At 69.0% G+C, this 21,808-nt stretch carries 20 protein-coding genes, 1 tRNA gene and 2 pseudogenes; 8 read left to right on the top strand and 15 right to left on the bottom strand.

Annotated features, from left to right (window positions below; genetic code table 11):
• Positions 1 to 5: 5 nt before the first annotated feature.
• Both ABT009_RS26195 and ABT009_RS26190 read right to left on the bottom strand, forming a co-directional pair.
• Positions 6 to 281: a hypothetical protein gene (locus tag ABT009_RS26195; protein ID WP_351299632.1), complete on the bottom strand. Its 276-nt coding sequence runs from the start codon at positions 279 to 281 to the stop codon at positions 6 to 8.
• A gap of 21 nt (positions 282 to 302) precedes the next feature.
• Positions 303 to 1,973 (bottom strand): sodium:solute symporter family protein, encoded by a 1,671-nt coding sequence (locus ABT009_RS26190; RefSeq protein ID WP_351299629.1) that lies wholly within the window; start codon positions 1,971 to 1,973, stop codon positions 303 to 305.
• Positions 1,974 to 2,255: 282 nt separating this feature from the next.
• On the opposite strand from ABT009_RS26190, the gene galT reads away from it, so the two are divergent.
• The 3 genes from galT to galK are packed head-to-tail and all read left to right on the top strand — an operon-like array spanning position 2,256 to position 5,457.
• Complete coding sequence (galT, locus tag ABT009_RS26185; RefSeq protein ID WP_351299626.1) at positions 2,256 to 3,329, top strand: galactose-1-phosphate uridylyltransferase; 1,074 nt, start codon at positions 2,256 to 2,258, stop codon at positions 3,327 to 3,329.
• Positions 3,326 to 4,300: a UDP-glucose 4-epimerase GalE gene (gene galE / locus ABT009_RS26180; protein ID WP_351299623.1), complete on the top strand. Its 975-nt coding sequence runs from the start codon at positions 3,326 to 3,328 to the stop codon at positions 4,298 to 4,300. The genes galT and galE overlap by 4 nt, the downstream gene beginning before the upstream one ends.
• On the top strand, positions 4,297 to 5,457 hold the full coding sequence (gene galK, locus ABT009_RS26175) for a galactokinase (RefSeq protein WP_351299621.1): 1,161 nt from the start codon (positions 4,297 to 4,299) through the stop codon (positions 5,455 to 5,457). Before galE ends, galK begins: the two co-directional genes overlap by 4 nt.
• A 9-nt stretch (positions 5,458 to 5,466) precedes the next feature.
• On the opposite strand, the pseudogene ABT009_RS26170 reads toward galK, so the two are convergent.
• Positions 5,467 to 5,910 (bottom strand): annotated as a pseudogene (locus tag ABT009_RS26170) (GNAT family N-acetyltransferase).
• A 272-nt stretch (positions 5,911 to 6,182) separates the two neighbouring features.
• On the opposite strand from ABT009_RS26170, the gene ABT009_RS26165 reads away from it, so the two are divergent.
• Positions 6,183 to 6,956, top strand: coding sequence for a response regulator transcription factor (locus ABT009_RS26165; RefSeq protein ID WP_351299618.1), 774 nt, complete (start codon positions 6,183 to 6,185; stop codon positions 6,954 to 6,956).
• Here ABT009_RS26165 and tamR read toward each other — a convergent pair.
• Positions 6,915 to 7,412, bottom strand: a complete 498-nt coding sequence (tamR, locus tag ABT009_RS26160; RefSeq protein WP_351299615.1) for a MarR family transcriptional regulator TamR — start codon at positions 7,410 to 7,412, stop codon at positions 6,915 to 6,917. The two genes, ABT009_RS26165 and tamR, sit on opposite strands and share 42 nt — an antisense overlap.
• 190 nt (positions 7,413 to 7,602) lie before the next feature.
• Here tamR and ABT009_RS26155 point away from each other — a divergent pair, with 190 nt between their 5' ends.
• Together ABT009_RS26155 and ABT009_RS26150 are read left to right on the top strand one after the other, a co-directional pair.
• The gene (locus ABT009_RS26155; protein ID WP_351299612.1) at positions 7,603 to 8,442 is read left to right on the top strand and encodes a trans-aconitate 2-methyltransferase; all 840 of its coding nucleotides are present in this window, start codon (positions 7,603 to 7,605) and stop codon (positions 8,440 to 8,442) included.
• On the top strand, positions 8,442 to 8,810 hold the full coding sequence (locus tag ABT009_RS26150; RefSeq protein WP_351299609.1) for a VOC family protein: 369 nt from the start codon (positions 8,442 to 8,444) through the stop codon (positions 8,808 to 8,810). The genes ABT009_RS26155 and ABT009_RS26150 overlap by 1 nt, the downstream gene beginning before the upstream one ends.
• Here the strand turns inward: ABT009_RS26150 and ABT009_RS26145 are convergent.
• The 3 genes and pseudogenes from ABT009_RS26145 to ABT009_RS26135 form a co-directional block, all read right to left on the bottom strand.
• Positions 8,797 to 8,889, bottom strand: a pseudogene (locus tag ABT009_RS26145) (Uma2 family endonuclease); the annotation flags it as partial. The gene ABT009_RS26150 and the pseudogene ABT009_RS26145 sit on opposite strands and share 14 nt — an antisense overlap.
• A 25-nt stretch (positions 8,890 to 8,914) precedes the next feature.
• Complete coding sequence (locus tag ABT009_RS26140) at positions 8,915 to 9,592, bottom strand: TetR family transcriptional regulator (RefSeq protein ID WP_351299608.1); 678 nt, start codon at positions 9,590 to 9,592, stop codon at positions 8,915 to 8,917.
• On the bottom strand, positions 9,589 to 10,629 hold the full coding sequence (locus tag ABT009_RS26135; protein ID WP_351299604.1) for an acyl-CoA desaturase: 1,041 nt from the start codon (positions 10,627 to 10,629) through the stop codon (positions 9,589 to 9,591). Before ABT009_RS26135 ends, ABT009_RS26140 begins: the two co-directional genes overlap by 4 nt.
• Positions 10,630 to 10,925: 296 nt before the next feature.
• Between ABT009_RS26135 and ppc the strand changes: the two genes are divergently transcribed.
• Positions 10,926 to 13,658, top strand: a complete 2,733-nt coding sequence (gene ppc, locus ABT009_RS26130) for a phosphoenolpyruvate carboxylase (RefSeq protein ID WP_351299601.1) — start codon at positions 10,926 to 10,928, stop codon at positions 13,656 to 13,658.
• Positions 13,659 to 13,731: 73 nt separating this feature from the next.
• Here ppc and ABT009_RS26125 read toward each other — a convergent pair whose 3' ends face one another.
• The 7 genes from ABT009_RS26125 to ABT009_RS26095 form a co-directional block, all read right to left on the bottom strand.
• Complete coding sequence (locus tag ABT009_RS26125) at positions 13,732 to 14,289, bottom strand: hypothetical protein (protein WP_351299598.1); 558 nt, start codon at positions 14,287 to 14,289, stop codon at positions 13,732 to 13,734.
• Positions 14,290 to 14,381: 92 nt separating this feature from the next.
• Complete coding sequence (gene pth, locus ABT009_RS26120) at positions 14,382 to 14,981, bottom strand: aminoacyl-tRNA hydrolase (protein WP_502989954.1); 600 nt, start codon at positions 14,979 to 14,981, stop codon at positions 14,382 to 14,384.
• A gap of 105 nt (positions 14,982 to 15,086) precedes the next feature.
• Entirely contained in the window at positions 15,087 to 15,677 is a 591-nt protein-coding gene (locus ABT009_RS26115) for a 50S ribosomal protein L25/general stress protein Ctc (protein ID WP_351299593.1), read from the bottom strand.
• A 257-nt stretch (positions 15,678 to 15,934) separates the two neighbouring features.
• Positions 15,935 to 16,909, bottom strand: coding sequence for a ribose-phosphate diphosphokinase (locus ABT009_RS26110; RefSeq protein ID WP_351299591.1), 975 nt, complete (start codon positions 16,907 to 16,909; stop codon positions 15,935 to 15,937).
• Positions 16,910 to 17,023: 114 nt separating this feature from the next.
• A complete protein-coding gene (glmU, locus tag ABT009_RS26105; protein WP_351299588.1) occupies positions 17,024 to 18,472 on the bottom strand; it encodes a bifunctional UDP-N-acetylglucosamine diphosphorylase/glucosamine-1-phosphate N-acetyltransferase GlmU in 1,449 nt (482 codons plus the stop codon).
• 117 nt (positions 18,473 to 18,589) lie between these two features.
• Positions 18,590 to 18,661: transfer RNA gene (locus ABT009_RS26100), tRNA-Gln, on the bottom strand.
• Between the two features lie 28 nt (positions 18,662 to 18,689).
• A complete protein-coding gene (locus tag ABT009_RS26095) occupies positions 18,690 to 19,547 on the bottom strand; it encodes a hypothetical protein (protein ID WP_351299585.1) in 858 nt (285 codons plus the stop codon).
• Between the two features lie 167 nt (positions 19,548 to 19,714).
• Between ABT009_RS26095 and ABT009_RS26090 the strand changes: the two genes are divergently transcribed.
• Positions 19,715 to 21,028 carry a sensor histidine kinase gene (locus ABT009_RS26090; protein WP_351299582.1) on the top strand — a complete coding sequence of 438 codons (1,314 nt, stop codon included), beginning with the start codon at positions 19,715 to 19,717 and terminating at the stop codon, positions 21,026 to 21,028.
• Positions 21,029 to 21,280: 252 nt separating this feature from the next.
• On the opposite strand, the gene ABT009_RS26085 is transcribed toward ABT009_RS26090, so the two are convergent.
• Positions 21,281 to 21,775, bottom strand: a complete 495-nt coding sequence (locus ABT009_RS26085; RefSeq protein WP_351299579.1) for an SUKH-3 domain-containing protein — start codon at positions 21,773 to 21,775, stop codon at positions 21,281 to 21,283.
• Positions 21,776 to 21,808: the final 33 nt, after the last annotated feature.

The following is a 21,808-nucleotide window of genomic DNA, read 5'->3' as shown; positions in this document are numbered from 1 at the left end:
GGGGACTACTCCTCGTCCGGCGTCGGCGGCGCCGTCGGGCGCAGCTTCACCCAGACCAGGAAGAACAGGCCCAGGACCAGCATGCCGATGCCGGTCCACAGGTTGATGTGGACGCCCTGCGCCTTGGCCAGGTCGGCGTCGGACGGGTTGATCCCGGCGATCGTGACGATCACTCCGTAGAGCACGAACAGGTAGCCGATGATCCGGCGGAGGTCGAAGAGACGGGCGGCGGTCGCCGACTTGCTCTCCAGCTCGGAGACTTCGCGCTGCAGGTCAGACATGATTCAGTGCCTCCGATCAGGTCAGAACGAGTAGGGGATGTAGCAGGCGGCGGCGATCACGATCGCGCCCCAGCCAAGCAGGGCCGGCTTGCGGTACCAGGCGTCGTCGCCCTTCCCGGGCAGCTCCTCCATGCCGGGGGAGCGTGTTCCGTAGACCAGACCGGCCAGTTCGGCCTTCGGCTTCGGCTTGGTGAAGAGCGAGACGACGACCATGACGACCGCACCGGCGACGAAACCGGCGATCGCGGAGACGAAGTTGGCGCCCTGGTCGGTGGGGATGTCGATGATGCCCTGCTTGTAGATCACGAAGTAGTTGACCATCGCGGCGACGGTGCCCGCTATCAGGCCCCAGAAACCGGACTTCATGGACGCGCGCTTCCAGAACATACCGATGATGAACACCACGAACATCGGGACGTTGAAGAACGAGAACAGGGTCTGCAGGTACCCCATGATGTTGGAGAAGCTGGACGCCAGGAACGCCGTGCCGATGGAGGCCAGCACACCGATCGCGGTGATCAGCCGGCCGAACTTCACGTAGTACGCGTCCTCGCGGTCCTTGACCACGTACTTCGCCCAGATGTCCGTGGTGAACACGGTGTTGAACGACGACACGTTGGCCGCCATGCCCGCCATGAAGGCGGCCAGCAGACCGGTGACGGCGATACCGAGCACGCCGTTGGGCAGCAGCTCCTGCATCAGGTAGGGGATCGCGTCGTTGTACGTCAGATCCGAGCCGGCGGTGCCGATCTTCGGGACGAGGACGGCGGCGACGAGGCCCGGGATCATCACCAGGAAGACGATGAAGATCTTCGGGAACGCGGCGATCAGCGGGGTGCGCTGGGCGGCGGACAGGTTCTTCGCGGACAGGGCGCGCTGCACCTCGGCGAAGTTGGTGGTCCAGTAGCCGAAGGAGAGCACGAAGCCGAGGCCGAGGACGATCGTCAGCCAGTTGGCGCCCAGTGCGTTGGCCTCACCGATGCCCGTACCGCCCCAGGCGGAGAGGAAGTTGTCGCCGTGGCTCTTCTGCAGCGAGTCGGTCAGGCCGTCCCAGCCGCCGACCTTCTTCAGGCCGAGGATGGTGATCGGGATGAGCGCGGCGAGGATCACGAAGAACTGCAGCACCTCGTTGTAGATCGCCGAGGAGAGGCCGCCGATCGTGATGTACGCGAGGACCAGGAAGCCGGCGACGACGATCGCCATCCACTGCGGCCAGCCGAGGAGCGCCTCGACGACGATCGCGAGGGCGTACAGGTTGACGCCGGCGATCAGGACCGCGGCGAACGCGAACAGGATCGAGCTCAGCAGGTGCGCCGACTTGTCGAAGCGCTGCAGCAGGAACTCCGGCACCGACCGGACCTTGGAGCCGTAGTAGAACGGCATCATCACCAGGGCCAGGAAGACCATCGCCGGGATGGCGCCTATCCAGTACCAGTGCACGACGGCGACGCCGTACTGGGCGCCGGTGGCGGCCATGCCAAGGAGCTCCGTGGCCCCGAGGTTGGCGGCGACGAAGGCGAGGCCGGTGATCCAGGCGGGCATCGAGCGACCCGAGAGGAAGAAGTCGAGGCTGGTCTTCACGGAGCGCCGGGCGGCGAAGCCGATGCCCAGAACGACGATGAAGTAGATCGCCAGGATCGTGTAATCCAGCCCGTTGGTGGGGAGCCGGAGCCCGTCGGCGAGGTAATGCATGGGGGAACTCGCTTCGTTGCGCGAACTTAACTCGCCGAAACCTACGCCGAATCTTTCAAGATCTGAACAGTTCAGCTGATGTTCTCTGTTTGATTGTGAGCGACCTCACGGCTTTGTCCGGATTTTCCGTGGCAGATGCATGCACCTTGTAACGCGGGTCTCACCTCGGGGGTATGGCGCCCGCCCGGGTCTTCCGGCCGCTCTGCATGCCCATTGACGCTGCTGTTGCATTGTGGTTTGTTATGTGTAGTTCTGTTTGAGGGTGTGGTGAGGAGCCCGCTAGTGAAGAAGACCTCGACCCGGCTCGCCGACGGTCGTGAGCTCATCTACTACGACTCGCGTGACGACGTCGTACGCGATGCCGTGGACCGGAGGCCGCTCGACCCGACCTCCACCACGTCGGAGATCCGCCACGACCCGCTGCTCGGCGACTCCGTCGCCATCGCCTCGCACCGTCAGGGCCGCACCTACCACCCGCCGGCCGACGAGTGCCCGCTGTGCCCCTCCGAGGGTGACCGGCTGAGCGAGATCCCCGACTCGTCCTACGACGTCGTGGTCTTCGAGAACCGCTTCCCGTCGCTCGCGGGCGACTCCGGCCGCTGCGAGGTCGTGTGCTTCACGTCCGACCACAACGCGTCCTTCGCGGAACTCACCGAGGAGCACGCGGGCCTCGTCCTGGACGCCTGGACGGACCGCACCGCCGAGCTGTCGAACCTGCCGTCCGTCCAGCAGGTCTTCTGCTTCGAGAACCGCGGCGCTGAGATCGGCGTCACCCTCGGCCACCCGCACGGCCAGATCTACGGCTACCCCTTCACCACCCCGCGTACGGCCCTGATGCTGCGCTCGGCCGCCGCGCACAAGGAGGCCACCGGCGGCGGCAACCTCTTCGACCACGTCGTCGCGCAGGAGCTGGCCGACGGCTCCCGGATCGTCCTGGAGGGTGAGCACTGGGTGGCCTTCGTGCCCTACGCCGCCCACTGGCCGTACGAGGTGCACCTCTACCCCAAGCGGCGCGTGCCCGACCTGCTCGCGCTGGACGAGGGCGCACGCACAGAGTTCCCCAAGGTCTATCTGGAACTCTTGAGGCGCTTCGACCGGATCTTCGGTGAGGGTGAGCCTCCGACGCCGTACATCGCCGCCTGGCACCAGGCGCCGTTCGGTGCGCTGGAGGAATTCGATGGAGACGCAGCTGTCAGCCGTGACGACTTCGCGCTCCACCTCGAGCTTTTCACCATCCGCCGCACTTCCGGCAAGCTGAAGTTTCTCGCGGGTTCCGAGTCCGGCATGAACGTGTTCATCAACGACGTGCCGCCGGAGGCCGCGGCCCAGCGACTGCGAGAGGTAGCGAGTTCATGAGTGGGAAGTACCTGGTCACGGGTGGTGCGGGCTATGTCGGCAGCGTGGTCGCCCAGCACCTGATCGAGGCCGGTCACGAGGTCACCGTCCTCGACAACCTCTCCACCGGCTTCCGCGAGGGCGTCCCGGCGGGCGCCGCCTTCATCGAGGGCGACATCCGCGACGCCGCCAAGTGGCTCGACGGCTCCTACGACGCCGTGCTGCACTTCGCCGCGTTCTCGCAGGTCGGCGAGTCCGTCGTGAAGCCCGAGAAGTACTGGGACAACAACGTCGGCGGCACGATGGCGCTGCTCGCCGCGATGCGCGAGGCCGGCGTCCGCAAGCTGGTCTTCTCCTCCACCGCGGCCACGTACGGCGAGCCGGTCAACACGCCCATCACCGAGTCCGACCCGACGGCGCCCACCTCGCCGTACGGCGCGTCGAAGCTCGCCGTCGACCACATGATCACCAGCGAGGCGGTCGCGCACGGGCTCGGCGCGGTGTCGCTGCGCTACTTCAACGTCGCGGGTGCCTACGGCGCCTACGGCGAGCGGCACGACCCCGAGTCGCACCTCATCCCGCTGGTCCTCCAGGTCGCGGCGGGCAAGCGCGAGGCCATCTCCGTCTTCGGCGACGACTACCCGACGCCCGACGGCACCTGCATCCGCGACTACATCCACGTCGCCGACCTGGCCGAGGCCCACCTCCTCGCCGTGGACGCCGCGACGTCCGGCGAGCACCTGATCTGCAACCTCGGCAACGGCAACGGCTTCTCGGTCCGCGAGGTCATCGAGACCGTCCGCCAGGTCACCGGCCACCCGATCCCCGAGGTCATGGCCCCGCGCCGCGGCGGCGACCCGGCGGTCCTGGTCGCCTCCGCCCAGACGGCGCGCGAGCGCCTCGGCTGGAACCCGTCCCGCGCGGACCTCGCGGGAATCGTCGCCGACGCCTGGGCGTTCGCGCAGGCACGTCAGGAGGAGAGCGGATCGTGAGCGAGAGTGTCGCGGCGGCTGTCGCCGAGGGCTTCGAGGGGCTGTACGGGGCCGCGCCGCACGGTGTGTGGGCGGCGCCGGGCCGGGTCAACCTGATCGGCGAGTACACGGACTTCAACGAGGGGTTCGTGATGCCGCTGGCGCTCCCGCACACCGCGGTCGCCGCCGTCTCCCGCCGGGAGGACGGGGTGCTGCGGCTGCACTCCGCCGACATCGACGGCCCCATCGTCGAGCTGCGCGTCGACGAGCTCGAGCCGGGCACGGACACCGGCTGGGCGGCGTACCCGGCGGGCGTCGTGTGGGTGCTGCGCGGGGCGGGCCACGCCGTCACCGGCGCGGACATCCACCTCGCCTCGACCGTGCCGACCGGCGCGGGCCTGTCGTCGTCGGCGGCCCTGGAGGTCGTCACCGCCCTCGCTCTGAACGACCTGTTCGAACTCGGTCTGTCCCGGCCCGAGCTGGCGAAGCTCGCCCAGCGCGCCGAGAACGACTTCGTCGGCGTCCCCTGCGGCGTGATGGACCAGACGGCATCGGCCTGCGCCACCGAGGGCCACGCCCTGCACCTCGACTGCCGCGACCTGTCGATCCGCCAGGTCCCCTTCGACCTGGCCGCCCAGGGCCTGCAGCTGCTCGTCGTCGACAGCCGCGTGAAGCACGCGCTCGGCGACGGCGCGTACGCCGAGCGGCGCGAGGGCTGCGAGACGGGCGCGCGGACGCTCGGCGTCTCGCACCTGCGCGACATCGCGTACGAGGAGCTGCCGGCGGCCCTGGCCAAGCTGGACGACGAGCGGGTCCGCCGCTACGTACGCCACGTCGTCTCCGACGACCACCGCGTGGACCAGGTCATCGCACTGCTCGACGCCGGTGACGTGCGCGCCATCGGCCCGGTCCTCACCGAGGGCCACGCCTCGCTCCGCGACGACCTGCGGATCTCCTGCCCCGAGCTGGACCTCGCCGTCGACACGGCGAACGCGGCCGGCGCGCTGGGCGCCCGCATGACGGGCGGCGGCTTCGGCGGCTCGGCGATCGTCCTCGTCGAGACGACCGACGCGGACACGGTGACCAAGTCGGTCCTGGAGGCTTTCGCGACGGCCGGCTACACGGCACCGCGGGTGTTCCCGGCGGTGCCTTCGGCGGGGGCGCGCCGCCTTCGCTGAGCGGCCTGCTCAGCCGAGTCGCTTGGTCAAGGTGTACTCAGTGATCCCCGCCGGATAGTCGGGGATCACGCACACCACTTCATACCCGTATCTACGGTAGAAATCCGGCGCCTGGAAGTCCCATGTCCAGACACGGGAGTTGACGCAGCCGCGCTCCTCGCGAGCCGTTCGTTCGGCGTCCGCGAGGAGCTGCGAGCCCAGCCCCGTACCGCGGTGGCGGGCGTCGACCTACAGCAGGTTCACGTGCAGCCACCGCCCCCACGTGTGCGCGTCGAGACCCGCGACGAGCTCGCCGGACTCGTCCAACGCCCAGACCTGCAACGGAGCTTCCCGATCCAGCTCTGTTCCGCGCAGCGCCCGGAGCACCGGTGATGCCTCCGTGTTGGTGTCTCGCAGCCGAGTTCGGAGCAAATCACGTCGCTGTCTGTCGACTTCTGTCTCTATACGAAACATGCGGCTCACGATAAACGCGCTGGCCACCCAGTTTTGCGAATTTCCTTCCGCTCCGGCCGCCCGCCCGTACCCTGATGGCAGCGCCGGTGGGGGCCGGTGCTGATCAGGGGGCGAGACAGTCGGGTACGACGCCCGGAGTGGGGTAGCAGTGTGAGCACGGCGGCGGCCGTGCTGCTGCGGTGATCCTTTCTCCGGGCGCCGTACCTGCGCCGGCCGTCCCCCTACGATCGTTCTCCCCTGCTCCTCAAGGAGCTTGGGGAAGGGGGTTTCACGTGGTTCGCATCCGAGTCCTGGTCGTCGACGACCACCGTATCTTCGCCGAGTCGCTCGCCGCGGCTCTCGCCGCCGAGCCGGACGTCGACGTCTCCGCAGCCGGCAGCGGCCCGGCCGCGCTGCGCTGCCTGGAGCGGGCCGCCGCCGAGGGCCGCAGATTCGACGTACTGCTCGTCGACGCCGACCTGGGAGGCATGGTGCCGGGCGGACGCCCCGCCGTGCCCGTCCAGGAGTCCAACGCGGACGGCCTGGTCGACGGCATCTCGCTGGTCGCCGGCGTCCGTTCGGCCCAGCCCGCGGTACGCACGGTCGTGCTCGCCGAGAAGGACGACCCGCGGCGCGCCGCGCTCGCCCTGGGCGCCGGCGCCTCCGGCTGGGTCGCCAAGGACTGCTCGCTGGCCCGGCTGCTCACCGTCATCCGCGGCGTCCTGCGCGACGAGACGCACCTGCCGCCCGCCCTGCTCACGGGCGTACTGCGCGAGCTGACGGCGGCCCGCAAGCACCGCACCGAGAGCGAACGCCTCGTGGAGGCCCTCACCCCGCGCGAGCGCGAGGTGCTGCGCTGCATGGTTGCCGGCCTGGGCCGCAAGGCCGTCGCCGAGCGGCTCTTCCTCTCCCCGCACACGGTGCGTACGCACATGCAGAACGTGCTGGGGAAGCTCGGCGTCCACTCCACGCTGGCCGCCGTGGCGCTGGCGCGCCGGGCCGGCGTCGGCCCGGTCGATCTGGCCTCAGCCGGGAATGTTGTCGAACGGGGCGGTCAACTGGCGTAGCAGCGCGGCCAATTCGATGCGCTGGGCGCGCGACAGCTCGCTGAGGATCGCCCGCTCCTGGTCGAGCAGCCCGGCGAGCGCCTGGTCGGCGCGGTCGCGCCCCTCGTCCGTGAGCCGCACCAGCACACCGCGCCGGTCGCTGGGGTCCGGCAGCCGCTCCACGAGGCCCTTCTTCGTGAGCCGGTCGATGCGGTTCGTCATCGTCCCGGACGTGACGAGGGTCTGTGTGAGCAGCTGCCCGGGCGAGAGCTGATACGGGGCTCCGGCGCGCCTCAGCGCCGTCAGCACGTCGAACTCCCACGGCTCGAGATTGTGCTCGGAGAACGCCAGGCGGCGGGCGCGGTCCAGATGCCGGGACAACCTGCTCACCCGGCTGAGCACTTCCAGCGGTTCCACGTCGAGGTCAGGGCGCTCCCGGCGCCATGCTGCGACCAGCCGATCGACCTCGTCCTCCATGCGATCAAGTGTAGAGGGTCTGTCGACATGAAGTCTCTTGACGTCAAGATATCTGGGCGTGAGGATGGTCTTGCGGCGCCCCGGACCCCCGGGCCGCCGGACTCCGCCGACCCTGTTGTACGCCGACGCTGTTGTAGGCCGACCCCATGGAGGCCGACCCCATGGAGGTTGGCGCGAAGGAGGCCTCGCCATGCCCGCTACCGTCCCCGTCTGGGATCCGCGCCAGTACCTCCGCCACGAGGGCCACCGCGCCCGGCCCTTCGTCGACCTGCTGGCGCGTGTGCCGGAACTGCCGGCCGCGGGGGCCGCTGCCCGCCCGCCCCGTATCGCCGACCTGGGCTGCGGCCCGGGCAACGTGACGCAGCTCATCGCGGACCGCTGGCCCACGGCCCACATCACCGGCTTCGACAACTCGCCGGAGATGCTCGCCCGCGCCGAGCCGCTGGCGGGCCCCACGGCGGGCGGCGGCCGCCTGGACTTCAGGCCGGCGGACGCGCGCACCTGGGCGCCATCCCCGGACGAGCCGTACGACCTGATCATCTCGAACGCGACCCTCCAGTGGGTGCCGGACCACGCGCAATCCTTCGCTGCGTGGATCGCCGGACTCGCCCCCGGCGGCACGCTCGCCTTCCAGGTACCGAGCAATTTCGACGCGCCCAGCCACGTACTGATGCGGGAACTGGCGGAGTCGGAGAAGTGGAAGGACCGCCTGGCCGGGGTCCTGCGCCATGCGGACGCCGTACTGACGGCGTCCGACTACCTGGAGCGGCTGGTGGCCCTCGGCTGCGAGGCCGACGTCTGGGAGACGACGTACCTCCACCTCCTGGAGGGCGAGGACCCGGTCCTGGACTGGGTCAAGGGCACGGGCCTGCGCCCGGTCCTCACGGCCCTCGCCGACGACCCGTCGGCCTCGGAGTCCTTCGTCGCCGAATACCGCGCCCTGCTCCGCGAGGCCTACCCGGCGACGCCGCACGGCACGGTCTTCCCGTTCCGGAGGCTTTTCGCGGTGGCGCGGATGGCGGCCGCCTGATGCTGGTGGCGGTCGATCATGTACAGCTGGCGGCCCCACCTGGCTCGGAGGACGAGCTGCGGACGTACTACGTGGACGTACTCGGCATGACGGAGATCCCCAAACCACCCGTGCCGGCGGCCCGGGGCGGCTGCTGGTTCCAGGCGGGGGAGGTACAGCTTCACCTGGGCGTGGAGGCGGACTTCCGGCCCGCGAAGAAGGCCCACCCAGGGCTGCGAGTACGCGACATCGAGTCGTACGCGACCCGCCTCGCGGACCGCGGGGTGGAGGTGACCTGGGACGACGACCTCCCGGGTCACCGACGCTTCTACTCGGAAGATCCGGTGGGCAACCGGCTGGAGTTCCTGGAGCGGGTCACAGCCGATTGAGCGCGGCGGACGTGATGTCGAAGTCGACGTCGTACGGGACGCCGACCTTGAGCCGGTCATGGTGGATGCCGGTGAGCGCCGATCGCGGGTATCGCGGAACGCGGTCAGTTCTTCCGGTGCCCTATCAACCGCGGCTTCTGCTCCAGACCGTCCAGGCCGTGCCATGCCAGGTTCACCAGATGCGCCGCCACCTCCGCCTTCTTCGGCTTGCGGACGTCCAGCCACCACTGGCCGGTCAGGGCGACCATGCCGACCAGGGCCTGGGCGTACAGCGGGGCCAGTTTCGGGTCGAAGCCGCGGCTTTTGAACTCGCGGCCCAGGATGTCCTCGACCTGCGTCGCGATGTCGGAGATCAGAGAGGCGAAGGAGCCCGTCGACTGGGGAATGGGGGAGTCGCGGACCAGGATGCGGAAGCCGTCCGTGTACTCCTCGATGTAGTCGAGGAGGGCGAAGGCGGCCTGCTCGCACAGCTCGCGGGGGTGGCCGGCGGTGAGGGAGCCGGTGACCATGTCGAGGAGGCGTCGCATCTCGCGGTCCACCACCACCGCGTACAGCCCTTCCTTGCCGCCGAAGTGCTCGTACACGACCGGCTTCGAGACCCCGGCGCGGGCCGCGATCTCCTCCACCGATGTGCCCTCGAACCCCTTGTCGGCGAACAGCGTGCGGCCGATCTCCAGCAGCTGCTGACGGCGCTCGGCACCGGTCATGCGGGTACGGCGCGTGCGCCGCGGCTTCTCGTTGCTCGGGGTGCTGCTGGAGTCGGTCGCCACGCCGTCAATCATGCCCGGTCGGCGGCCTCGGCCTTGCGGCGGGAGTCGGACTCGGGCCGGGCAGGAGCATCGGTGCCCGGCTTGCGGCGGGAGTCGATACGGGACTTCGACGGCCAGCGCACGTCATACGCCCAGCCCAGCTGTTCGAACCAGCGGATGATCCGGGCCGACGAGTCGATCTGGCCGCGCTCGACCCCGTGACGGGCCGAGGTCGGGTCGGCGTGGTGGAGGTTGTGCCACGACTCACCACAGGAGAGGGCGGCCAGCCACCACACGTTGCCCGAGCGGTCGCGCGACTTGAACGGCCGCTTGCCCACCGCGTGGCAGATCGAGTTGATCGACCACGTCACGTGGTGCAACAACGCCACCCGTACGAGTGAGCCCCAGAAGAACGCCGTGAAGGCGCCCCACCAGGACATCGTCACCAGGCCGCCGATCAGCGCCGGCAGCAGCAGCGAGAGGGCCGTCCACAGGACGAACTGACGCGAGATCGCCCGGATCGCACCGTCCTTGATCAGATCCGGTGCGTACTTGTCCTGCGGAGTCTGCTCCTCGTCGAACATCCAGCCGACGTGGGCCCACCACAGGCCCTTCATCAGCGCCGGGACCGTCTCGCCGTAACGCCAGGGCGAATGCGGGTCGCCCTCGGCGTCCGAGAACTTGTGGTGCTTACGGTGATCGGCCACCCAGCGCACCAGCGGGCCCTCCACGGCCAGCGAACCCGCGACCGCCAGCGCGATACGCAAGGGGCGCTTGGCCTTGAACGAGCCGTGCGTGAAGTAGCGGTGGAAGCCGATCGTGATGCCGTGGCACCCGAGGTAGTAGAAGAAGACCAGGAGACCGAGGTCGAGCCAGCTCACGCCCCAGCCCCAGGCCAGCGGCACCGCCGCAAGCAGGGCAAGGAAGGGCACCGTGATGAACAGCAGCAGCGTGATCTGCTCGATCGACCGCTTCTTCTCACCGCCGAGCGTGGCCGATGGGAGTGGAGTCCCGGACTTGTCAGACGACGCCTGCGGGGCGTCTCGGATCACATCGGAGCTTGTGGTCATGGGGCGTCCCCTATGGGATCGAGATGGTGGCAGGTGTTCCGGCGGGTGTCCTGGATAACAGTTTCCTACGCTTCCGTAACCTACGGCATCGTAAGTGTGGCGTCCCGCTGGCCTCCCGCGGTCCGGTGAGAGGCCTCGAGACGGCGCGCCCGCAAGGACACCTATCCTTGGACTCGGTCGGACAGCGCGGTCCGCTCTGTTTTCTTCCCGGGCGCCCGGTCCCTGATGCGGCCCACGCCGCGGCAGGACCCGGGTCCCCTCCCCGAAGTGCTTCAACACTGCAAGGAGCCGCACCTGTGAGCAGTGCCGACGACCAGACAACGACGACGAGCGCGGAGCTGCGCGCCGACATCCGCCGACTGGGTGACTTGCTGGGCGAGACGCTCGTACGGCAGGAAGGCCCCGAGCTGCTCGAGCTCGTCGAGCGGGTACGCCGGCTGACCCGCGAGGACGGCGAGGCCGCCGCCGAGCTGCTGCGCGGCACGGAGCTGGAGACCGCAGGCAAGCTGGTGCGCGCCTTCTCCACGTACTTCCATCTGGCGAACGTCACGGAGCAGGTGCACCGCGGCCGCGAGCTGCGCGCCAAGCGCGCCGCGGAAGGCGGCCTGCTGGCCCAGACCGCGGACCACCTCAAGGACGCCGACGCCGAGCACCTGCGCCAGACCGTCGAGCACCTCAACGTCCGGCCCGTCTTCACCGCCCACCCGACCGAGGCGGCCCGGCGCTCCGTACTGAACAAGCTGCGGCGCATCGCCGCGCTCCTGGAGACCCCGGTCACCGAGGCCGACCGGCGCCGCTACGACACCCGGCTCGCCGAGAACATCGACCTTGTGTGGCAGACCGACGAGCTGCGCGTCGTCCGCCCCGAGCCCGCCGACGAGGCCCGCAACGCCATCTACTACCTCGACGAGCTGCACGCCAACGCCGTCGGGGACGTACTCGAGGACCTCACAGCGGAACTGGAGCGCGTCGGCGTCAAGCTGCCCGCGACCACCCGCCCCCTCACCTTCGGCACCTGGATCGGCGGCGACCGCGACGGCAACCCCAACGTGACCCCCCAGGTCACCTGGGACGTGCTGATCCTCCAGCACGAGCACGGCATCAACGACGCGCTCGACATGATCGACGAGCTGCGCGGCTTCCTCTCCAACTCCATCCGCTACACCGGCGCCACCGAGGAGCTCCTGACCTCCCTCCAGGCCGACCTGGAGAACCTCCCGGAGATCAGCCCCCGCTACAAGCGCCTCAACGCCGAGGAGCCCTACCGGCTCAAGGCCACCTGCATCCGGCAGAAGCTCGTCAACACCAAGCAGCGCCTCGCCAAGGCCACCCGGCACGAGCCCGGCCGCGACTACCTCGGCACGAGCGAGCTGCTGCACGACCTCACCCTCATCCAGACCTCGCTCAGGCAGCACCGCGGCGCCCTCTTCGCCGACGGCCGCATGAACCGGACCATCCGCACGCTCGCCGCGTTCGGCCTGCAGCTCGCCACCATGGACGTACGCGAGCACGCCGACGCCCACCATCACGCCCTCGGCCAGCTCTTCGACCGGCTCGGCGAGGAGTCCTGGCGGTACGCCGACATGCCGCGCGACTACCGCACCAAGCTGCTCGCCAAGGAACTGCGGTCCCGGCGGCCCCTCGCCCCCACCCCGGCGCCCCTCGACGCAGCCGGCGAGAAGACCCTCGGCGTCTTCCTCACCGTCAAGAAGGCCCTCGAGGTCTTCGGACCCGAGGTCATCGAGTCGTACATCATCTCCATGTGCCAGGGCGCCGACGACGTCTTCGCCGCGACCGTGCTGGCCCGCGAGGCCGGGCTGATCGACCTGCACGCCGGCTGGGCGAAGATCGGCATCGTGCCACTGCTGGAGACGACGGACGAGCTCCGCGCCGCCGACGTGATCCTCGACGAGATGCTGGCCGACCCCTCCTACCGGCGGCTCGTGGCCCTGCGCGGCGACGTGCAGGAGGTCATGCTCGGCTACTCCGACTCCTCCAAGTTCGGCGGCATCACCACCAGCCAGTGGGAGATCCACCGGGCACAGCGGCGGCTGCGCGACGTCGCCCACCGCTACGGGGTCCGGCTGCGGCTCTTCCACGGCCGCGGCGGCACCGTCGGCCGCGGCGGCGGCCCCACCCACGACGCGATCCTCGCCCAGCCCTGGGGCACCCTCGAGGGCGAGATCAAGGTCACCGAGCAGGGCGAGGTCATCTCCGACAAGTACCTCATCCCGTCCCTGGCCAGGGAGAACCTCGAACTGACCGTCGCGGCAACGCTGCAGGCCTCCGCCCTGCACACCGCCCCCCGCCAGTCCGACGAGGCCCTCGCCCGCTGGGACGCCGCCATGGACGTCGTCTCCGACGCCGCCCACGCCGCGTACCGCAAGCTCGTCGAGGACCCCGACCTGCCCGCGTACTTCTTCGCGTCCACTCCCGTCGACCAGCTCGCCGACCTGCACCTCGGCTCCCGGCCCTCGCGCCGGCCCGACAGCGGCGCCGGGCTCGACGGCCTGCGGGCCATCCCGTGGGTCTTCGGCTGGACCCAGTCGCGGCAGATCGTGCCCGGCTGGTTCGGCGTCGGCTCCGGCCTCAAGGCGATGCGCGAAGCGGGCCTCGACACCGTGCTCGACGAGATGCACGAGCAGTGGCACTTCTTCCGCAACTTCATCTCCAACGTCGAGATGACACTCGCCAAGACCGACCTGCGGATCGCCCGGCACTACGTCGACACCCTCGTGCCCGACGAGCTCAAGCACGTGTTCTCCGCGATCGAGGCCGAGCACGAGCTCACCGTGCGGGAGGTGCTGCGCGTCACCGGTGGCGAGAAGCTGCTGGACACCCACCCGGTGCTCCAGCAGACCTTCGACATCCGCGACGCCTACCTCGACCCGATCTCGTACCTCCAGGTCGCGCTGCTCAAGCGGCAGCGCGACGCCGCGGCGGCCGGGGAGAACCCGGATCCGCTGCTGGCGCGGGCGCTGCTGCTGACGGTCAACGGTGTTGCGGCGGGGCTGCGCAACACGGGCTGACCTTCGGAACGATCGCCCACAACGGAGAGAGCGGGTGCCTGGGGAGAACCCCAGGCACCCGCTCTCTTCATCGTCAGAGCGTTGCGAACGAAGCCGTCAGCAACGCGACACCCAACCCCGCCGCCACCCACGCAGTACGCCGCATCCGCAGCCCGCCCGCGATGACGACGGCGGCCAGCAACAGCGCCCCGCCCAGCGGAACCCACGCATGGAGAAGGCCGGCCACCCCCGAGCGGACCACCTCGTCCGTGCCCGGCTTGATCACCACCGGAACCTTCGCGCCCTTCTCCTCGGCGATCGACCGCTCGATCACCACACGATCGCGCGGCTGCGAACCGGGCGACAGAGGAGCGTACGAACCCGTGCACTGCTCCTCACCGCACCGCGTCACCGTCATCGTGCCGCGCTCACGCCCCTTCGTGAACATCACATGCTGCGCCGAACCCCACGACTGCCAGACGCCGCCGACCAGCAGGAGCAGCACGATCCCCGCCATCGCCACCTGCCGTCCGAGCAGCAGCAGCCCATACGCACTCTCGCCCGCTCTTCGGGTACGGCTGCGCTTGACGGTGCCAGGGCGACGCGAAGAAGCCGTGGCCTGAGTGGCTGAGGAGGCTGACGTGCTTGGCATGGCCGCGATCCTTGGCCATGGTGTGGCGCCCGGTCAACCTCGGCGGGCGAGACGCCGCGAGTGCCACAACACGTCGCAAACGCGCACAGACGTCATGAGTTGTACGCGCTCTGCGCCCGCTCCAGGCCCTCCGTCACCAGACACTCGACCGCGTCCGCGGCCCGGTCCACCAAGTAGTCCAGCTCCTTGCGCTCCGCCGACGAGAAGTCCTTCAGGACGAAGTCCGCGACCTGCATACGCCCCGGCGGACGCCCGATCCCGAAGCGCACCCGGTGGTAGTCCGGCCCCATCGCCTTCGTCATGGACTTCAGACCGTTGTGGCCGTTGTCGCCGCCACCCAGCTTCAGCCGCAGCGTGCCGTAGTCGATGTCCAGCTCATCATGGATCGCGACGATGTTCGCCGTCGGCACCTTGTAGAAATCCCGCAGCGCCGTCACCGGGCCGCCCGAGAGATTCATGTACGACATCGGCTTCGCCAGCACCACACGCCGGCTCGCCGGACCCGGCGCCCCGATCCGCCCCTCGACGACCTGCGCCTGCGCCTTGCCGCTCCGCTTGAAGGTGCCGCCCATCCGCTCGGCGAGCAGATCCGCGACCATGAACCCCACGTTGTGCCGGTTCATCGCATACCCCGGCCCGGGGTTGCCGAGCCCCGCGATCAGCCAGGGGGCGTTGGCATCCGACGTCGTCATCCGCATGTCTCCTTCATACGCGCCAGCCGCCGTCTTCCGCGCCTCTCGGCACGGAAAACGGCGGCTGAAGAACAACCGGCCGGAAGCAACCCCGGCGGGCGGAAACTACTCCGCGGCCTCGGCGGCCTCTTCCTCGGCACCCTCGGGCGCCTCCTCGGCCTGCGCGGCCAGCACCTGCAGGACGACAGCGTCCTCCTCGACGGCCAGCGTCACACCGTTCGGCAGCGTGATGTCCTTGGCGAGCACGGAGGCACCGGCCTCCAGGCCCTCCACGGAGACGGTGACAGCCTCGGGGATGTGGGTCGCCTCGGCCTCGACCGGCAGGGCGTTCAGCACGTGCTCGAGCAGGTTGCCGCCCGGGGCCAGCTCACCCTCGGTGTGGACCGGGATCTCGACGGAGACCTTCTCGCCGCGCTTGACCAGCAGCAGGTCGACGTGCTCAAGGAAGCCCTTGATCGCGTCACGCTGCACGGCCTTCGGGATCGCCAGCTCGTTCTTGCCCTCGATGTCCAGGGAGAGCAGAACGTTCGGCGTACGCAGCGCCAGCAGCAGGTCGTGGCCCGGCAGCGTGATGTGGATCGGGTCGGAACCGTGGCCGTACAGAACACCCGGAACCTTGTTGTCACGGCGGATGCGGCGCGCGGCACCCTTGCCGAACTCGGTGCGGGTCTCGGCGGCGAGCTTCACCTCGGACATGTGCACTCCTCGTAAGTCAGACGGAAACAGTGGCGGTTACCCGGCCACACGACTGGCCTGCTACGAAGAGCGCGTCGATAACGGACCGCCGCACGCAATGAATGCGGCCTCCCTCGCCGAGCAACTTCGACAGTCTACTCGGCGGGGGAGGCCGCACCCAAAACGATCTTCAGGGATCCGGGATCACCAGGTCGGGATCATCGGGATCGCCGGGATCACCGGTCGATCACCGAATCGATCACCGGGTCGGAGAAAGGTCACTGCTCCTCGAACAGGCTCGTCACCGAACCGTCCTCGAAGACCTCACGCACCGCGCTCGCGATCGTCGGAGCGATCGACAGCACCGTGATCTTGTCCAGCTCCAGCTCGTTCGGCGTCGGCAGCGTGTTCGTGAACACGAACTCACTCACCTTCGAGTTCTTCAACCGGTCCGCTGCCGGACCCGACAGCACACCGTGCGTCGCCGTCACGATGACGTCCTCCGCACCGTGCGCGAACAGAGCATCCGCCGCCGCGCAGATCGTGCCACCGGTGTCGATCATGTCGTCGACCAGGACACACACACGGCCCTTCACATCACCGACCACCTCGTGCACCGTGACCTGGTTCGCGACGTCCTTGTCACGCCGCTTGTGCACGATCGCCAGCGGCGCGCCCAGACGGTCGCACCAGCGGTCCGCGACCCGCACACGACCGGCATCCGGAGACACCACCGTCAGCTTGTCGCGGTCGACCTTCGCACCCACGTAGTCCGCGAGGATCGGCAGCGCGAACAGGTGGTCCACCGGGCCGTCGAAGAAACCCTGGATCTGGTCCGTGTGCAGATCGACCGTGAGAATCCGGTCCGCACCCGCCGTCTTCATCAGGTCCGCGATCAGGCGGGCCGAGATCGGCTCACGACCACGGTGCTTCTTGTCCTGGCGCGCATACCCGTAGAACGGCACGATCACAGTGATGCTCCGGGCCGAAGCCCGCTTCAGAGCATCGATCATGATCAGCTGCTCCATGATCCACTTGTTGATCGGAGCCGTGTGGCTCTGGATCAGGAAACAGTCCGCACCACGAGCCGACTCCTGATAGCGCACATAGATCTCGCCATTGGCGAAATCGAACGCCTTCGTCGGCACAATGCCGACCCCCAACTGGTGGGCGACCTCCTCGGCCAACTCGGCATGGGCGCGGCCGGAAAAGAGCATCATCTTCTTCTGCCCGGTGGCCTTGATTCCGGTCACAGCACTGTCTCCTCAGACGAGTTCTCTACTGCCGCCCGCGCACCCGTCCGCAACGAGCCAGCCGAATTGTGTGCACCTATCACGGTACGCCGAGTCCGACGCACCTGTTTCCGGTCAGCTTTCGCCTTCCGGCTTCCGGGACACCGCCTCAGCCGCCTTCGCAGCCGCGCTCCCCGGACGCTTACGAGCCACCCAGCCCTCGATATTCCGCTGCTGACCACGGGCCACAGCCAGCGAACCGGGCGGCACATCCTTCGTGATCACCGAACCCGCAGCGGTGTACGCCCCGTCCCCGATCGTGACAGGAGCCACAAACATGTTGTCCGAACCGGTACGACAGTGCGACCCCACCGTCGTGTGGTGCTTGTCCTGACCGTCGTAGTTCACAAAGACACTCGCCGCGCCGATATTCGTGTACTCACCGATCGTCGCATCACCCACATACGACAGATGCGGGACCTTCGTACCCTCACCGATCCTGGCGTTCTTCATCTCCACGTACGTACCCGCCTTGGCCTTCAGACCCAGCCGCGTACCAGGCCGCAGATACGCATACGGCCCCACACTCGCCTGCGGACCGACCTCCGCACCCACCGACACCGTGTTGTCGACCCGCGCACCCGCACCGACCTTCGTGTCCGTCAGCCGCGTGTTCGGACCCACCTCGGCGCCCTCCGCGATATGCGTGGCCCCCAGCAACTGCGTACCCGGATGCACGATCGCGTCCTGCCCGAACGTCACCGTCACATCCACCCACGTCGACGCCGGATCCACCACCGTCACACCCGCGAGCATCGCCCGCTCCAGCAACCGGTCGTTCAGAATCCGCCGCGCCTCCGCCAGCTGCACCCGATTGTTGATCCCCGCGATCTCACGATGATCCCCCGCCACCGACGCACCCACCCGATGCCCCGCCTCACGCAGGATCCCGAGAACGTCTGTCAGGTACTCCTCGCCCTGGCTGTTGTTCGTACGCACCTTGCCCAGCGCGTCCGCGAGCAGCCGGCCGTCGAACGCGAACACGCCGGAGTTGATCTCCTGGATCGCACGCTGCTCGTCGGTCGCATCCTTGTGCTCCACGATCGCCGTCACAGCGCCCGAGGCCTCGTCCCGCACGATCCGGCCGTACCCCGTCGCGTCCGGGACCTCGGCCGTCAGCACCGTCACCGCGTTGCCGTCGGCCGCATGCGTCCCGGCCAGCCGCTGGAGCGTTTCGCCGGTCAGCAGCGGGGTGTCGCCACAGACGACGATCACAGTCCCGTCGACCGCCCCGCCCAGCTCCTCCAGAGCCATGCGCACCGCGTGACCGGTGCCCTTCTGCTTCTCCTGCACAGCCGTACGAGCGGCCGCATCGACCTCCGTGACATGCGCCGCGACCTGCTCACGCGCGTGCCCCACGACGACCACGAGCTCCTGCGGCTCCAACTCCCGAGAGGCGGCCAGAACATGCCCCACCAGGGAACGGCCACAGATGTCGTGCAGAACCTTCGGGGTGGCCGACTTCATACGGGTGCCCTCACCCGCTGCGAGGACGACGACGGCGGCCGGGCGACTGGAGCTCACGGGGATGCCCTTCGGCTTCGGTGCTTCGGGTGGTGGACACCCGCAGGATACCGGGGCGTAGCGGGGCGGAAACGAGGGCGGGTCCTGACCTGGGAGGTCAGGACCCGAACCGAGAAGCTCCCCTGCCAGGACTCGAACCTGGAATAAGTCATCCAAAGTGACCAGTGTTGCCGATTACACCACAGGGGATGGCAAAGCGACCAAAGCGGACAACCGATCACTCCGCCGACTTGGCCGCCTCTACTATGCCGCACCAAGACCCCTCGATGCGACGGTACAAGTCGGCACCCTTCAGGACTTTGATCACGAGGCAGCCTCGGTAGGAGTCGCCGACGTTCTTGCGGATCGTCTTGGGGCTGTGCTTCTTGAGCGTCGTCTTGTTGAACGCGGAGAGGTCGGTGCCGACGAGATCGGCCCAGTAGCACTCGGCGCCTGCTACGTCTGCGGTCTCATGGATCATGACGGTGTATCGGAGGCGCTCGCGTTCGACTCCGAGAAGGTCGAGCCAGGCAAGGGAGACCTTGATCACTCCCGGGTCGCTGTTGACGAATGTGACATTCTCGCGGCGGTCGTACGGCTTGTCCTTGCTGCCCTCAGCCCAGTAGAGGCTTACGCCTACCAGGAATAGCTCGCGGGGCGAGAGTCCGCCGATCGCCTGTTCGGCAGTCTCCTTGACCTGCTGCCGCTCCTCGTCGCGGATGCGGAGCTTGGCCTCCCAGCCCCGCCTCGCGATCGCCGCCGCCTCTTCGTAGCTGCGCTTGCGCTCCGGCTTCGGCAGATCCCGTACCCAAAGCGAGATCGAACTCTTCGAGCACCCCAGCTCGACTTGGATCTGGTCGTACGTCCAGCCCTGGAGTCGTAGCTCCCGGGCCTTCGCGCGGAGGTCGTCCTTTGCGTTCGGGCGCTTCGTCCACTCGGGAGGGGGCTCGCCTTCCAGGAGGCGGTTGAGGATGTCGTTGTTGTCGACGTGGAGCCGGTCGCGGATCTGGCGGCGGCTGAGGCCCGCCCTCCGCAGGGCGACGGCCTGCTCGCGCAGGCCCTCGAAGTCGGCGTACTTGCCGGTGATCTGTGCCATAGGCATACCGTCGTGGCGGAATTTGAGCGTCCGGCTCGAAAGGCGCTCGATTCAACAGTTCGGGTGGTAGCGGTGTGTTTCGGCGCTGTTCGAATGTTCGGGCGTCCGGTGGTGTCACCCGGAAACTCGCCGGAAAAGGGGAGGGGCCCGCCCGTACGCTGAGAGGCATGACCACGACGGGGGAAGCTCACAGTGCGGCCGTGACCGGGCCGTGGTGGTGGGCGCGGTGGCGTAGTGCCGTGCTGGATGTGGGGCTGGCGGTGGTGTCGGCCGTCGAGTGTGCGGCGGAGGGGCTTCGGTTCGCTCACAACGCCGGGCTGCCGGTGCCGGTGGGGGTGATCTTCGGGCTGTTGGCCGGTTCCGTGCTGGTGTTGCGGCGTCGCTGGCCGGTCGCCGTGGTGCTGGTGTCGGTCGCGATCACGCCGGCGCAGATGGGGTTTCTGCTGGGTCTGGTGGGGCTCTACACGCTCGCGGCGTCGGAGTTGCCGCGGCGGATCATCGGGGCGCTGGCCGGTATGTCCTTCGCGGGCACGATGATCGTCGGGTTTGTGCGGGCGCATCAGGACATGGCGGGCGGGGGCCTGACCATAGGTGATTGGTTCGTTCCGTTTGTGGCGATCACCATGTCGCTGGGTATGACGGCGCCGCCGGTGCTGCTGGGTCTGTATGTGGGGGCGCGGCGCCGTCTCATGGAGAGCCTGCGGGAGCGTGCGGACAGTCTGGAGCGGGAGCTGCAGCTGCTTGCCGAGCGGGCTGAGGAGCGTGCGGAGTGGGCGCGGAGTGAGGAGCGCAGGCGTATCGCGCGTGAGATGCACGACGTGGTGGCGCATCGGGTGAGTCTGATGGTGGTGCATGCGGCGGCGTTGCAGGCGGTGGCGCGGAAGGATCCGGAGAAGGCCGTGAAGAACGCGGCGCTGGTGGGTGACATGGGCCGCCAGGCGCTCACGGAGCTGCGGGAGATGCTGGGTGTGCTGCGGGCGGGGGAGAGCCCGGTGTCTGTCGGCGAGCCGGTGCCGTTGGCGGGGGTGGGTGCGGCGGCGGCTGCGGCGGCGTCGCGGGCGGCCGTGGACGAGGGGGCGGAGGGGCCGTCGCTTGCCGAGCTGGATGAGCTTGTGGGGCAGTCCAGGGAGGCGGGGATGGTGGTGGAGCTCTGGGTCGAGGGGGAGTCCCGGGTGTATGCGCCGGTGGTCGAGCAGACCGCGTACCGGGTGGTGCAGGAGGCGCTGACGAACGTGCACAAGCATGCGGCGGGGGCGAAGGCGCGTGTGCGGCTGGCGCATAGGGCGGCGGAGATCGCGATGCAGGTGGAGAACGAGCCGCCGCCGGCGTTGGATTCTGCGTCGGATGCGCGGTTGCCGAGTGGGGGCAACGGTCTGGTGGGCATGAAGGAGCGGGTGGCGGCGCTGGGCGGGGTGTTCGTGTCGGGCCCGACGGATGCGGGGGGTTTCCGGGTGTCGGCGGTGATTCCGGCGGGGCGATGAGCCGGACCGGACCGGCTCCCCTTGTGTTGGGGCTGCGGGGCTTCGCGGTGCTCCGTGGGCGGGCCGGGGGAGAGCGGTGCTTGGCTGTGAGCCGGGCTGCCGGGCTGCCGGGGTGGGGTGATGACCGGTTGTGGGCCGGGCCGCCGGGTGGAGCGGTGCCTGGTGGTGAGCTGGGCTGCGGGGGCGGAGCGGTGCCGGTTGTGAGACGGCTGTCGCGGGTGCGGGTCTCAGCGGACTGGGAGACGGGGAGGGTCAGCCGACCGTCAGTCGGGCCGGCTGGACCCCTGTGAGCAGGGACGACAGGGCCTGGTCGATGGTGTCCCCGAGGTACCAGTCGCCGCTGTGGTCGAGGCTGTAGACGCGGCCTTCGGCGTCGATGGCGAGGAGCGCCTGGGTTTCGCTCTCCTCGCCGAGGGGGCAGACCTCGCTGCCGAGGGCCCGTCCGAGGTCGCCGAGGGTGCGGGCCATGTGGAGCCCGTGCAGGGGTTCGAGGTGGAGGGCGGCGGGGGCGATCTGCCGTCCGGGTCCGGAGGGCGTGATGTGCAGTCCGCCGAACTCGGCCCATGCCTCGACGGCGGCGGGGAAGACGCTGTGTTCGTGTCCTGCGGGTGAGACGTGTCCGCGGAGGGTGTCGGCCCAGTACTCGGCCTGTTTGATGTCCCAGCGTCCCTGCTGCCAGCCCGCCGCGCGCAGGGCGGCGTCGACGGATACGGGGAAGCGGGTGGTGGAGGTGCGGTCGGGGTGCATCGGCCTTCGTTCGGTCGTCCTGCCTGGGTGGAT

It is taken from the genome of Streptomyces sp. NPDC002896 (genome assembly GCF_040295225.1).
In the GTDB taxonomy this organism is placed as follows: Bacteria; Actinomycetota; Actinomycetes; order Streptomycetales; family Streptomycetaceae; genus Streptomyces.
This window is presented reverse-complemented; position numbering and strand designations above follow the sequence as displayed.